The sequence below is a fragment of the Paucilactobacillus kaifaensis genome (genome assembly GCF_005405145.1).
GTDB lineage: Bacteria > Bacillota > Bacilli > Lactobacillales > Lactobacillaceae > Paucilactobacillus > Paucilactobacillus kaifaensis.
Genome location: NZ_BJDM01000003.1, coordinates 76,247 through 89,139 on the forward strand (window position 1 = coordinate 76,247; position 12,893 = coordinate 89,139).

Here is a 12,893-nt window from a genome sequence, read left to right on the forward strand (position 1 = left end):
CTTTAAAGCAGATAGGATGATATCAATGTTACGTGGAATCGTAAAAAATTTTGACAATCAAAAGGGATTTGGATTTATTGAAGTTGCTGACGAACCGGATGTCTTTGTTCATTTCAGTGGTATTGAAGGTTCTGGGCATAAAGAACTGGCTGCAGGACAACAAGTAGAGTTAGTGGTTGTTAAAGGTATTAGAGGACCACAAGCTGCTCATGTAAGTGTGTTGGAAGATCAAGGGGAGAATTAATGGTGTCGCAAGAAGAAAAGAGAGTTTCCTCTCGATCTATATTTCACGGTCATATTATGGATGTTGAAGTGGCAGACGTAAGATTACCTAACGGTCAAATGACTACTCGAGAAATTGTACGGCATGCACCGGCAGTAGCAATCTTAGCCATTGATGACCATCAACAAATGCTGTTGATGCGACAATGGCGTGCAGCGGTTGATCAAGCGACACTCGAGATACCAGCTGGTAAAGTTGATCAACGAGATGGCGATGCCCGCGATGCAGCAATTCGTGAATTGAATGAAGAAACCAGATTGGTAGCGGATAGATTAACGAAGGTTAGTTCATTTTATTCATCTGTCGGTTTTTCTGATGAATATATGACATTGTATTTAGCTCGAGGCTTAACAGCAGTAGCCAAACAGTTACCGCAAGATGTCGATGAGAATTTAGAGTTAGTAAAGGTAACCTTGGAACAAGCATTAGAATTAATTAAATCAGGTCAAATTTGTGATGCCAAGACGATTATGGCTATTTACTATTGGCAAACTTTATCTTTGCGTGGTGATAAGTAAATGAAGTATGAAAATGATGATCAAGAACCACAAACACGACAAGAGTACCGCAAGCAGCAGCAAGCATCGCAAGATGAATTTGAAAAGCGTGATCAACAAAGAGTGCAGGTTCAACGAGAATATTCGCGAACGCATCGTGACCAACGGGTAGATGATCCGCAACAAGATAATCTTGAAGAAGAACCAATGTCTAGAAGCACGAATATCGTTGACGGCGGCCAAAAAGTGCATCAATTAAAGCGAAAATTAAATCTAGTGATTATTGGATTGATTTTGGCAATTATTATTGTCTATCTTGTTTTGTTTTTTGTGGGCTAATTTATTAAAGTTGAATTGAGGAAAAAATAAAAATGAAATTTGGAATTATTTGTGCAATGCCGGAAGAAATAAAAGAGTTAGTTGCGGTACTGGAAAATAAGACAGAAACACAATTAGGTGGCAAAAATTATTTTGAAGGCCAGATTAATTCGCAAAAAGTTGTGTTAGTTGAATCTGGAATTGGTAAAGTAGAGGCGGGGATTACGACTGAACATCTGATTGTGGAATTTAACGTGGATGTGGTTATTAATTCTGGCTCGGCGGGTGGAATTGGTGCTCAATTGCATGTGGGCGATGTGGTAGTTTCATCGGAAACAGCATATCACGATGTTGATGCAATGGCTTTTGGGTATCAATATGGTCAGTTACCTGGACAGCCGGCGAGATTTGTTGCTTCCAAAGAATGGTCAGATGCAGTAGTTGAGGCAGGAAAGTCGACTGGATTAAATATTTTCAAGGGCCTAATTGTTACTGGTGATCAATTTGTTGCTAGTCAAACAGCAGTTGATCAAATTATTCAACATTTTCCAGATGCATTGTCAAGCGAGATGGAAGGTGCTGCAGTGGGTCAAGTAGCCACTGATCACAAGATTCCATATGTCGTTGTTCGGGCCATCTCAGATACAGGCAATGATGACGCTGGTGTTTCATTTGATGAATTTATTGTTGACGCAGGTCATCGGTCAGCACAAATGCTTATAGCATTATTACACCATGTTAAATAATTAGGGAGGGATGGTTAATTGGAACCAGTATACTTAGATAATGCGGCGACTACGCCAATGTCAGAAGAAGTTATTGCAGAGATGACTGATAAAATGAATCACGTATGGGGTAATGCTTCCACAACGTACAGTTTTGGGCGCAAGGCTCACACGGTGATGGAAGATTCACGACAAATTATTGCGGATAGCATTAATGCTGCCACTACTGAAATTACGTTTACCAGTGGTGGTAGTGAGAGTGATAATACTGCTATCGTGCAAACTGCAATTGCGCGTCAAAATTTAGGTAAGCATATTATTACAACTGCAATTGAGCATGAAGCGGTGTTAAAACCTTTACAATATTTGGAAAGTCAGGGTTTTGAAGTCACATACTTACCAGTTGACCAAAATGGAAACATTTCGTTGTCTGATTTCAAAAACGCTTTGCGTGATGACACGATTCTAGTTACTATTATGATGGGTAATAATGAAGTTGGTAGCAGAATGCCAATTCACGAAATCGGTGAGCTCCTTAAGGATCACCAAGCTTGGTTCCATACGGATGCTGTTCAGACATATGGGCTATTAGATATAGATGTTAAACGTGATCATATTGACATGTTATCAACGTCAGCTCATAAAATTAACGGCCCTAAAATGATTGGTTTTTTGTATCGCCGCAATGGAATTAATTTTCCTAGTTTTGTTAAGGGTGGTGAGCAAGAAGATAAGCGACGCGCTGGAACCGAAAATATTCCAGCAATTGCAGCTTTTGGGACTGCAGTTAGCGTTCTTACTAGTGCAGAAAAAAGGGCACGGCAAACAAAGTATTTTGAGTTTAAAAATCGAATTATAAATGGACTACAAGCCAATGGAGTTGCAGTTGAGGTGAATGGTGAAATAAAACCGGACAATTTAAACCACGTGTTAAACATTTGGCTTAAAGGAATCTCGACCTATGTTATGCAAACAAACTTGGATTTGGCGGGTTTTGCAATTTCAGGAGGATCTGCTTGTACTGCTGGTAATTTAGAGCCTTCACATGTATTAACAGCAATGTATGGGGAAAATAGTCCTCGAATTAGTGAGTCAATTCGGATCAGTTTTGGTCGCTATACTACCAAAGAGCAGATAGACGCGTTCATACAAGCAGTAACTAAAATTGCAAATCGATTAACTGAAAAAAGTGAGGTTAGCTAAGATGGCTTTTGAAAAACAAGTTAAGGTAGTTGGGGATAACGACACTTATGCAATTGGTCCTGCGATCAAGAAGTACACACTTCGTGATCTAGGCTTTGAAGTATCTAAACGGGGAACCTTTACGTTTGAACGTTCGCTTGATCCCAGTTCACCATATAAGGCAGCAGCACAATTGAAAATTGTAATTAATGAAGACTTAACTGGAATTAAAATGAGCACAGTTAATGCTAGTGGCACAATTGCTATGAATATTTTTACCAATGCACGGGCTGATGAGTTTGTCACTCAATATCACTACATTCTTGATGAAATGGTTAAACGTGGCGTTTTTATTAAAAATTAATAATACTTATTAATGATTAAGCGATTGACTAAAATGGCAATTTTCTATTTTGAAGGGTTGAAAGTAGAGTTGCCGCTTTTTTTTTGCTATAATAGTCAGCACTGGATTGTTACGACCTTCAAATCGTGGATGTTTCCAGAATCTATTTGAAATGATGGTGATGAAATGGCTGATCACAGTCATACTCGTGTAGTAGTCGGCATGAGCGGTGGCGTCGATTCATCAGTTGTGGCCTTGTTATTAAAGCAGCAGGGTTATGATGTTGTTGGTGTGTTCATGAAAAATTGGGACGACACTGATGAAAACGGCGTTTGTACGGCTACAGAAGATTACAAGGATGTTGCTAAGGTAGCAGCAAAAATCGGAATTCCGTATTATTCGGTAAATTTCGAAAAAGAATATTGGGATCGTGTCTTTACTTATTTTCTAGATGAATATAAGAAAGATCGAACACCTAATCCAGATGTAGTTTGCAACAAAGAGATTAAGTTTAAGGCCTTTATTGACTACGCTAATCAATTAGGGGCAGATTATGTTGCGACTGGACATTACGCTGATTTGCAGCGTGATAATGCCGGCCATATGCATTTAATGCGTGCAACAGATCAAAATAAGGATCAGACATACTTTTTAAGCCAACTGGATCATGAGCAGCTTGATAAGGTGATGTTCCCACTAGCAAAGCTTACTAAGCCAGAGGTACGTGAAATTGCTAAGGCGGCTGGGTTAGCAACTGCTGAAAAGAAAGATTCGGTGGGAATTTGTTTTATTGGCGAAAAAGGCCACTTTCGTGATTTCTTGAGTACTTATTTGCCAGCAACTCCTGGTAAAATGGTGACGCTTGATGGTGACGTAAAAGGCGAGCATGCTGGCTTGATGTATTATACAATTGGTCAACGTAAAGGGCTTGGTATTGGTGGCGATGGTGCTAGCAATGAACCTTGGTTTGTGATTGGTAAAGATCAGGCTAAGAATGTGCTATATGTTGGTCAAGGCTATCATAACGAACATTTGTATGCTACGCATTTAAATGCTAGTGATATTCATTGGGTTGATGCAATTGACGATTATGGTAATGAGTTTCACTGCACAGCTAAATTCCGATATCGTCAAAAAGATACAGGTGTTACGGTAAAATTATCTGATGATGGACAACAAGTTACGGTTGCATTTGACGATCCTGTCCGAGCAATTACACCTGGGCAAGCCGTTGTGTTTTATAATGGTCAAGAGTGTTTAGGAAGCGCCATTATTGATGAGGCGTATAATGACACCCGTGTACTTCAATATGTTTAATAATTAAATCAATAAGAGGCTGACCAAAAAGTATGTTTTTGGTCAGCCTCTTATTGATTTAAAAGATATTGCATATTACATCTTCTTTTGCTGGATTCTTAATTAAATTCGTTGGTCTGAAATTAAAGCTTTATTATAATAGCTTGTTGGTATTAGCAAGTATTTTTTAATAAGTTGAAATCAGTAGCCTGATGAAAATTAATAAAAACTTGATGTTATTTTGGCTCAGGCTATCTGTTTATTGGTATAATTAATTTGTTATTGTGAGACAAGTTAAAGGAAGTTAAAATGACAAAGCTATATTTAATCAGACACGGTAAAACTGAGTGGAATTTAGAATCCAGATATCAAGGTGCTCACGGTGATTCACCATTGTTACCTGCGAGCTATGCGGAAATTAAACAATTGGGTCAATTCTTGCGTCCTATTAGATTTGAGCATGTATTTTCAAGCCCCATTCGAAGAGCACGGCTAACTGCGTTTGAGCTACAAAAAAGTATTCATCAGAAGATACCGTTTACTTTGATGAGTCAGCTGGCTGAATTTGACTTAGGGCAAATGGAGGGAATGTTGTTTGATGATGTTAAACGCCAGTTTCCAAAGGAGTTTGACGCCTTTCGACACCATCCGGATCAATATGATCCGGCTCAAATTCATGGAGAGACTTTTGCACAACTGATTAACAGAATGGGTGGTGCAATTAAAGAAATTTCCGGAGCTAATCAAGGCGATGTGAATGTTTTAATTGTTTCTCATGGAGCGGCGTTAAATGCTGTTATTAATTCACTATTAGGTGTACCATTGGCGTATTTAAGAGATCGAGGTGGATTAAATAATACATCTACAACTGTATTGGAAACAAGAACGGGCAGTGAGTTTAAATTACTCAAATGGAATGATACCAGCTATCTACGAAAATCAGTGGCTGATCCAACTGATACGATATAAAGGGGTTGTTTTATATGGCAACAGAAAAAAAACGAGATTCCATTCAAGAAAATATTAAAGTTCAATCTGAAAAGTTAGTAACAAAGCTAGTAAAAGACATTGATGCTCAACCAGATAAGGTTCAAAACTACTACGATTTAGGTACCCTATTAACGCGATTGAAGAGTTATGAACAATCTGAAGATTTGTTTATGAAGGCTTTAGGCCGGTTCGACCAAAATAAGGCAGCCACCAATTTATTAGAATATGGTCTGGGCAACTTATATTATGAAGTGGAGAAATTTGATGAAGCACTTAAGTGGTATCAAAAAATCACTGATGACAAGTTAAAAGCAGATGCATACCTAATGATGGCGCAAAGCTGGATGCAAAAGAAAGATTATAAACGAGCGATTGCTTATGGCCTAACGGCGCATGACATACGTAAACAAGATCCAGAAATTAATCAGGTTTTAGGAGATGCATTATTGGCATTGGGGAACTTTAACCAGGCCAAAGATTTCTATGATCAAATTTTAGTTCGCCATCCTGGTAGGGCTGATACGCAATTTAATCGTGGACTAGTAGCGATGGTCCTTGGTGAGGATTATACAGATTATTTGTCTCAAGCAAAGCAACTGGATCCTGATTATTATCAGCGAAGTGAACAACGGATAGCTGATATTGAAAAAGTATTGCGTGATCAAAAAGATAGTAGCAAGTAACATAAGGAGATGACAACTATGGACAATTCGATTAGTTTATTTGATGGTCCAAGCGAGCCATCTTTTTTGATTGGTAAAGTGATCACCACTTTTTTTGCGAGTGCTGATAGTTTTTATAAAGTATTACTTGTTCAACCAATGGAAAATAACTTTGATTGGTCGCAAGATGAAATTGTCGTGACTGGAAATTTTGGCGATATTAATGAAGAAAGTGCTTATCGGTTTGAAGGAAAATTAGTTGATCACCCGAAATATGGTCAACAATTTCAGTCAGATAACTATCATAATGCACAACCTACCACTAAAGAAGGACTGATTAACTATCTATCAGGAGAGCAATTTGCTGGCATTGGTAAAAAGACAGCTACTAAAATTGTGGACTTATTGGGAACTAGTGCAATTGATCAAATTGTTAATGATTCTTCAGTTTTAACTCCGTTACACCTGCGACCTAACTTAGTCAAAGTTTTAATTGACAATGTTACGGAAAGTAAGGGAATGGATCAAATTATTATTGGGCTCAACGATTTTGGCTTTGGTAGCTCGTTAGCAACTACCATTTTTGAAAAATATCGGGATGAGACACTTGAAGTAATTGCTAAGAACCCTTATCAACTAGCAGAAGATATTGATGGAATTAGTTTTAAACGTGCGGATCAGGTTGCTGAACAAATACATATCAATAATGATGATCCACGCAGAATCAATGCAGCAATCTTGCAGGTGTTGGATACAGTTACAATGCAAAGTGGGGACACTTATACTACTGCTAAGCCATTGTTAACTGAAGCATTAAGATTGTTAGAAGAAAGCCGCAATACTGTAGTTGCTCCCCAAAAGATTGCTGATCAATTAATTGAGTTAACTAAATTAAATAAATTAGTGGCCCAGGATGAACGTATTTATCCCAGCTCTTTATTTAATGCTGAATGGCAAATTGCACAACATTTGTCTCGATTAATGTCTGATGAATCAATTGATATCGACGGCCAACAAGTTGATAAAGTTATTAGGCAAATTGAGAAGCAGCTAAACATTGACTATGACGAATCACAAGAACGGGCAATTAGATCTGCAATTAAGTCACATGTCTTCTTACTGACTGGTGGCCCGGGAACCGGCAAGACAACTATTATCAATGGTATCGTTGCGGCATTCGCTAAATTACACCATTATTCACTGGATATTAATGAATATAAAGATAGTCCATTTCCGGTTTTGTTAGCTGCACCAACCGGCCGGGCAGCGAAGCGAATGAGTGAAACAACGGGATTACCGGCTAGTACAATTCATCGCTTGTTGGGGTTAAATGGGCGAGAGCAACCAACCGACATGAATGTTAGTGATTTGTCTGGAGCTTTGCTAATTGTTGATGAGCTATCAATGGTTGACACTTTGCTGTTTAAGACGCTATTAAAGGCAGTCCCCAGTTCAATGCAGGTAGTTCTAGTTGGTGATAAAGATCAACTACCTTCAGTTGGACCAGGGCAGATTTTTCATGATTTGCTAAATTTTGACCATTTACCGAAGCAGGAATTAAATCAAATCTATCGTCAGTCAGCGGAATCTTCTATTATTCCTTTAGCTCATGCAATCAAAATGGGTAAAATGCCAACTGATTTTACCGCTGCATTTCCTGATCGCTCTTTTATTGCTTGTCGAACTGACCAGGTGGCAGAGGTTATTGATCAAGTTGTTGAACGAGCAAAAAGTCGAGGTTTCAGTGCTACACAGACACAAGTATTAGCACCTATGTATCGCGGCAATGCTGGTATTAATCGTTTAAATGAGTTAGTGCAAGATGTTTTTAACCCACTTGATCAGTCGAAAAAAAAGGAAGTTGAGTTTCGCGGGGAGCATTTTCGTATTGGGGATAAGGTGCTGCATCTGGTCAATAGTCCAGAGAACAATGTTTTTAACGGTGACATTGGAACTATTGTCAGTATCGAGTTAGGTGTTAAGGGAACAAAGGGACCTAAAACCGATCAAATTACAATTGACTTTGATCAAACTGAAGTTACTTATTCACGAAATGAATGGCAAAGATTGACGTTAGCATATTGTATTTCAATTCATAAGTCGCAAGGCAGTCAGTTTGAGATGGTTATCTTGCCGATGGTACGACAATATAGTAGAATGCTACAACGAAATCTGTTGTATACTGCGATTACTCGAGCAAAAAGTAAATTAGTATTAGTAGGTGATCCAGAGGCGTTTGCGCTGAGTATTAAAAATGAATCTGTCAATCGTAATACATCACTTCAATTGAGGTTGCAAGATGTCTTTCAAGGAGAACCAGTTCCAGCATCGGCTAATAATTTGTCAGTTGCAGCCCCTAAAGAAATAGCGACTGTTAGTTCAACTGAAGATGTGTCGGTTGAAGATGATCCTGTTTCCTACACTTTGACAATGCAACTTGTTCAAAATGGTCAAGTAGACCCTTTGATTGGCATGCATGGTGTTAAGCCCACGGATTTTTTAAATAGTTAGTGTAATAAAAGATTATTGTGCTTGCACAGTTGCTTAATTGTTGCGATAATATAATGGAAATTCATTCTAGAGGAGCCCATCCATGACAGAAATTAAAAATGCGGAAAATGTGAAATTATTTACGTTAAATTCAAATCGACCTTTGGCTCAAGGAGTTGCAGATCAAATAGGGTTACCGCTCAGTGATGCCACCATCAAACAGTTTGCAGATGGGGAAATTCAAATCAGCATTGATGAAAGTGTTCGTGGTTGTGAAATTTATGTGATTCAGTCAATATCTGATCCAGTAAATTCAACTTTAATGGAACTATTGATTATGATTGATGCACTACGTCGAGCTAGCGCCAAAACTATTAACGTGATTTTACCGTATTATGGCTATGCACGGCAAGATCGTAAAGCTCGTTCTCGAGAACCAATTACGGCCAAATTAATTGCGACATTATTGGAAATGGATCATGCTGACCGTGTTGTTACACTTGATTTGCATGCTGCACAAGTACAAGGATTTTTCAATATACCGGTAGATCATTTGTTAGCAGCACCACTGTTGGCCAATTATTTTTATACTCATGATTTAACAGATAATATTGTAGTTGTCTCACCAGATCATGCTGGTGTCACTAGAGCACGTAAGTTTGCTGAAATTTTGAAGGCTCCAATTGCAATCATTGATAATCGTAATCCTGAAGAAATTGAGCGGAAGACAGAGCAAGTTCCCGAGTATGTTATTGGCGATGTAAAAGGAAAAACAGCTATTATTATTGACGATATCATCGATACGGGTGTCAGAATGGCAGTTTCCGCAACTGCCATTAAAAATTTTGGAGCCAAACATGTGTTGGCATGTGCTACACATGCGGTGTTCTCTGGAGATGCAATGACCAAAATTGATGAGTCAGCGATCGAAAAAATGATTGTTACGGATTCGATTAACTTACCGGAAAGTAAAAAAAGCGATAAGTTGATCCAGCTGTCAGTGGCGCCATTACTTGGATCTGCAATTGCCCATGTGCACAATAACGAACCAGTTGACTCACTATTTGTCAGTTCGGATAATAAGAGTGCTCACATTTAATTGAAAAAAAGGAGTAAGTGCAATGGAAGAATTTAATTTAGCATTAGCTAAGCAGCAGTTGCAACAAGGAGTTAATGAATTTTTAGATCAAGCAGAGTTTGCTCCTGATTCTTTGATTGTGCTTGGCTCAAGTACAAGCGAGGTCCAAGGTAAAACGATTGGCAAGGATTCCTCGATTGCTGTGGGTAAAATGATTGTAGAAGTGGTTTTTAATGCGATTAAAGATCGTAATCTACATTTGGCAATTCAAGGTTGTGAACATATTAATCGGTCACTATTGATGGAGCGTATTGAGGCTGATAAGCGAGGGTTTGAACAGGTAACCGTTGTACCGGCGCTTCACGCTGGTGGTGCAACGCAGGTAGCTGCTTATGAACAATTTGATGATCCAGTTGAAGTAGAGCATATTATTGCTGCTGGGGGAATTGACCTTGGTGACACTTCAATTGGCATGCATGTCAAGTTTGTGCAGATTCCGGTGCGAACTACGATCAAGGAAGTGGGCTTTGCTCACGTTACTTATTTGCGAAGTCGGCCTAAACTAGTTGGCGGTCAACGGGCACAGTATGAGTGGCATTCCAATGGGATTTAAAAATTAAAAAATAGCATTAAAACTGATAGACTCAAAGCCAGTTTTAATGCTATTTTTTTATTTGGTTAAGTTGTAGTCGGTGACTTCTACTTGTTGTGGGCTGAGTAAAATTTTGGTTACACTTCCGTTTTGAGGAAACGTATGTACAGGATCTATATTATGATCAGCGAACCTGATTGCTAATGAGCGAATCAGAGTTCCATGGGCAACGATTAAAACGCGGTTGTGATCTGCCTCTTTGTCTAACAATTCAGCAAAACCTGTTGTTACACGGGACCAAAATTGGTCCCCTGTTTCGGCTAAGTGAAGTGGGTCAGCAGCATGCATGCGATCACGGACAGTACCGGGAGTGACGTTTTCTAGCATTTCAGTTTGGTTATTGGCACCATAGGGAGCCGCAATGGAGTGCCAAACACTTTGGTTGTCTAAGCCTTCAAATCCTCCAAAAAAAGCTTCACGAAAATTGGCGGAGGGGTGCGCAATGCCAGTAAACGTTTTGTTAGCTGCAATAATGTAATTAGCAGTATCGATAGTTCGCTTCATATCAGACGTATAAACAGACTGAAACGTTGTATTTGCCAACCTTTGGCCAGTTTGCTGAGCAATTTTGATACCATTTTCTGTTAGTGGGGAATCAGCCCAACCCTGCAATTTATCCATAGTATTGAATAATGTTTCTCCATGACGTACAAAGTATAATTCCAACTGTTTCATGATTTAAAGTTCCTCCCAATTGTGATCAAATATAACCTAACATTATGAATTAATTTCAAACAAAAAGAACTCGTCAATTTGACAAGTTCTATTGTATCATGCTAGTTTAATATTTTTACCACTGTTGGGTGTTAATTTAGCAAATAGCGCCGATAATTCTAATTTACGCAGCTTTTTAGGTACAAACATACCAATTTTCTCTAAATCAAACCCAGTCATTAATTTGCGCTTATCAAAAATGATTGGGTTTTTGAGAATGTGAGGCGTTTTTAGAATTGCTGCCGTTAATTCTTTAATTGTCATTTGATCAGGATCCATGTTCAAGGCTTTTGTGTCCCTTGACCGCTTTGAAATCAGCTCATCAGTACCATCGATGGACAATGAAAGTAGGTGCATGACTTCTGATTCAGTTAGTGGCTCACTTTCAATGTTTCGCTGATTTGCAATTACATCATGGTCAACTAACCATTTAACAGCCTTACGTTTGGAAGGATCATTAGTGTGAAAATACAATTGGACCATGAGATCACCTTCTATCTAATTGGTTAGGAGTAAGTTTACCGCACATAGACTATTTGTAGCAACTAATTTATTCAATAATTAACAATTTTTTATTTTATGAATATTGATTTTATTAATAAACAATATCAATATGTGCTCCAACCACCATCTACTGTCAACGTAATTCCGTTAACATACTTGCTTTGAGTTGAACTAAGGTAAAGAGCTGCTTGGGCAATATCATGTGGCTGACCAGGAGTAGGCATAATGTTGCTACCTTCTTGAGTTCGCATCAGGCCGTCTTGATCGACACTAGACATTGATTTGGATATATTCGTCGCAATCCCACCAGGTGCGATTGCATTACAACGAATACCAGACGGAGCATACATATAAGCCGTATTTTTAGTTAGCCCAATTACTGCGTGTTTGGCTGCTGTATAAGCAGCACCTGCTGCTCCACCGCGTAAACCACCGACTGAAGCAATGTTAACAATGACTCCATTTTTTTGAGGTAAAAAAGATTGCATAGCAACTCTGGATGCCATCATGACACTATCAACGTTAACTGCAAAAACACGTCGCCAAATTTTATCGGATATGTTAGCAATCCCGGCCATGTCGTCCATAATACCGGCATTATTAATTAAAATATCGACACGTTTAAAGGTTGCTAAAGTTGTTTTAAAAAGTTGGTCAATATCTGTTTGTAGGGAAACGTTGACTTCTACTGCAGTTGCGATTCCACCGGCAGATTTGATTGTTTCAGCGACATCATTAGCTCCGGCTAAATTTAAATCAGCAATGACTACTTTAGCACCTTCTTTAGCAAATAGCTCTGCCGTTGCAAGCCCCATTCCTGAAGCTCCGCCTGTAATTATGGCTACTTTATCTTTTAAAAGCATCGGTAATTCCTCCTGAATAATATTAATACGGTTAACTGTTTATGTGTTTAATCGTATACTTTTTTGATAAAGTTTACCAGAAATATGAGTATGCAAAGTAGAACAAAAAAAGGGACACTAAAGGAACTGCAACTATTTTTTGAGACAATTAAATAAAAGCAGATTCTAAAAAGTCATTTTGCTTCCGATTAGGCAATCGATTCCCGGTATTGAACTGGAGATTGGTTGCCTAATTTGGTAAAAATACGAGTATTATTCCAAAATTGGATGTAGTTTTGGACTGTTTCAATTACAAT

Annotated in this window: 16 protein-coding genes; 12 read left to right on the top strand and 4 right to left on the bottom strand. The window is 38.5% G+C overall.

Features of this window, described 5'->3' with window-relative positions; all coding sequences use genetic code 11:
• Positions 1-25: 25 nt before the first annotated feature.
• The 12 genes from FFM51_RS03060 to FFM51_RS03115 all read left to right on the top strand — a co-directional run bounded on the left by FFM51_RS03060 (position 26) and on the right by FFM51_RS03115 (position 10,477).
• Entirely contained in the window at positions 26-244 is a 219-nt protein-coding gene (locus FFM51_RS03060; RefSeq protein WP_137597177.1) for a cold-shock protein, read from the top strand.
• A 2-nt stretch (positions 245-246) separates the two neighbouring features.
• Positions 247-801, top strand: coding sequence for an NUDIX hydrolase (locus FFM51_RS03065; RefSeq protein ID WP_137597196.1), 555 nt, complete (start codon positions 247-249; stop codon positions 799-801).
• A complete protein-coding gene (locus tag FFM51_RS03070) occupies positions 802-1,119 on the top strand; it encodes a hypothetical protein (RefSeq protein WP_137597178.1) in 318 nt (105 codons plus the stop codon). It abuts the gene before it with no gap.
• A gap of 32 nt (positions 1,120-1,151) precedes the next feature.
• Positions 1,152-1,844, top strand: a complete 693-nt coding sequence (locus FFM51_RS03075; protein WP_137597179.1) for a 5'-methylthioadenosine/adenosylhomocysteine nucleosidase — start codon at positions 1,152-1,154, stop codon at positions 1,842-1,844.
• 18 nt (positions 1,845-1,862) lie between these two features.
• A complete protein-coding gene (locus tag FFM51_RS03080; protein ID WP_137597180.1) occupies positions 1,863-3,026 on the top strand; it encodes a cysteine desulfurase family protein in 1,164 nt (387 codons plus the stop codon).
• A gap of 1 nt (position 3,027) precedes the next feature.
• The gene (locus FFM51_RS03085; RefSeq protein WP_137597181.1) at positions 3,028-3,369 is read left to right on the top strand and encodes a DUF1831 domain-containing protein; all 342 of its coding nucleotides are present in this window, start codon (positions 3,028-3,030) and stop codon (positions 3,367-3,369) included.
• Positions 3,370-3,534: 165 nt separating this feature from the next.
• The gene (gene mnmA, locus FFM51_RS03090; protein ID WP_137597182.1) at positions 3,535-4,665 is read left to right on the top strand and encodes a tRNA 2-thiouridine(34) synthase MnmA; all 1,131 of its coding nucleotides are present in this window, start codon (positions 3,535-3,537) and stop codon (positions 4,663-4,665) included.
• Positions 4,666-4,953: 288 nt separating this feature from the next.
• The gene (locus tag FFM51_RS03095) at positions 4,954-5,613 is read left to right on the top strand and encodes a histidine phosphatase family protein (protein WP_137597183.1); all 660 of its coding nucleotides are present in this window, start codon (positions 4,954-4,956) and stop codon (positions 5,611-5,613) included.
• Between the two features lie 14 nt (positions 5,614-5,627).
• Entirely contained in the window at positions 5,628-6,317 is a 690-nt protein-coding gene (locus FFM51_RS03100; RefSeq protein WP_137597184.1) for a tetratricopeptide repeat protein, read from the top strand.
• Between the two features lie 18 nt (positions 6,318-6,335).
• Positions 6,336-8,807, top strand: coding sequence for an SF1B family DNA helicase RecD2 (gene recD2 / locus FFM51_RS03105; RefSeq protein WP_137597185.1), 2,472 nt, complete (start codon positions 6,336-6,338; stop codon positions 8,805-8,807).
• A gap of 82 nt (positions 8,808-8,889) precedes the next feature.
• On the top strand, positions 8,890-9,885 hold the full coding sequence (locus tag FFM51_RS03110; protein ID WP_137597186.1) for a ribose-phosphate diphosphokinase: 996 nt from the start codon (positions 8,890-8,892) through the stop codon (positions 9,883-9,885).
• Positions 9,886-9,907: 22 nt separating this feature from the next.
• Positions 9,908-10,477, top strand: coding sequence for a TIGR01440 family protein (locus FFM51_RS03115; RefSeq protein WP_137597187.1), 570 nt, complete (start codon positions 9,908-9,910; stop codon positions 10,475-10,477).
• Positions 10,478-10,534: 57 nt separating this feature from the next.
• On the opposite strand, the gene FFM51_RS03120 is transcribed toward FFM51_RS03115, so the two are convergent.
• The 4 genes from FFM51_RS03120 to FFM51_RS08960 form a co-directional block, all read right to left on the bottom strand.
• Complete coding sequence (locus tag FFM51_RS03120; RefSeq protein WP_137597188.1) at positions 10,535-11,191, bottom strand: histidine phosphatase family protein; 657 nt, start codon at positions 11,189-11,191, stop codon at positions 10,535-10,537.
• Positions 11,192-11,287: 96 nt separating this feature from the next.
• Positions 11,288-11,713 (bottom strand): ArsC/Spx/MgsR family protein, encoded by a 426-nt coding sequence (locus tag FFM51_RS03125; RefSeq protein WP_137597189.1) that lies wholly within the window; start codon positions 11,711-11,713, stop codon positions 11,288-11,290.
• Between the two features lie 125 nt (positions 11,714-11,838).
• Positions 11,839-12,597 (bottom strand): glucose 1-dehydrogenase, encoded by a 759-nt coding sequence (locus tag FFM51_RS03130; RefSeq protein ID WP_137597190.1) that lies wholly within the window; start codon positions 12,595-12,597, stop codon positions 11,839-11,841.
• A gap of 188 nt (positions 12,598-12,785) precedes the next feature.
• Positions 12,786-12,893: an IS3 family transposase gene (locus FFM51_RS08960; protein ID WP_137596903.1), complete on the bottom strand. Its 108-nt coding sequence runs from the start codon at positions 12,891-12,893 to the stop codon at positions 12,786-12,788.

Coding starts and splice junctions, on each gene's coding strand:
- FFM51_RS03070 (WP_137597178.1), top strand. CDS start 802: ATGAAGTATGAAAATGATGATCAAGAACCACAAACACGACAAGAGTAC.
- FFM51_RS03125 (WP_137597189.1), bottom strand. CDS start 11,713: ATGGTCCAATTGTATTTTCACACTAATGATCCTTCCAAACGTAAGGCT.
- FFM51_RS03110 (WP_137597186.1), top strand. CDS start 8,890: ATGACAGAAATTAAAAATGCGGAAAATGTGAAATTATTTACGTTAAAT.
- FFM51_RS03120 (WP_137597188.1), bottom strand. CDS start 11,191: ATGAAACAGTTGGAATTATACTTTGTACGTCATGGAGAAACATTATTC.
- FFM51_RS03115 (WP_137597187.1), top strand. CDS start 9,908: ATGGAAGAATTTAATTTAGCATTAGCTAAGCAGCAGTTGCAACAAGGA.
- FFM51_RS03085 (WP_137597181.1), top strand. CDS start 3,028: ATGGCTTTTGAAAAACAAGTTAAGGTAGTTGGGGATAACGACACTTAT.
- FFM51_RS03060 (WP_137597177.1), top strand. CDS start 26: ATGTTACGTGGAATCGTAAAAAATTTTGACAATCAAAAGGGATTTGGA.
- FFM51_RS03095 (WP_137597183.1), top strand. CDS start 4,954: ATGACAAAGCTATATTTAATCAGACACGGTAAAACTGAGTGGAATTTA.
- FFM51_RS03130 (WP_137597190.1), bottom strand. CDS start 12,597: ATGCTTTTAAAAGATAAAGTAGCCATAATTACAGGCGGAGCTTCAGGA.
- FFM51_RS03100 (WP_137597184.1), top strand. CDS start 5,628: ATGGCAACAGAAAAAAAACGAGATTCCATTCAAGAAAATATTAAAGTT.
- FFM51_RS03075 (WP_137597179.1), top strand. CDS start 1,152: ATGAAATTTGGAATTATTTGTGCAATGCCGGAAGAAATAAAAGAGTTA.
- recD2 (WP_137597185.1), top strand. CDS start 6,336: ATGGACAATTCGATTAGTTTATTTGATGGTCCAAGCGAGCCATCTTTT.
- mnmA (WP_137597182.1), top strand. CDS start 3,535: ATGGCTGATCACAGTCATACTCGTGTAGTAGTCGGCATGAGCGGTGGC.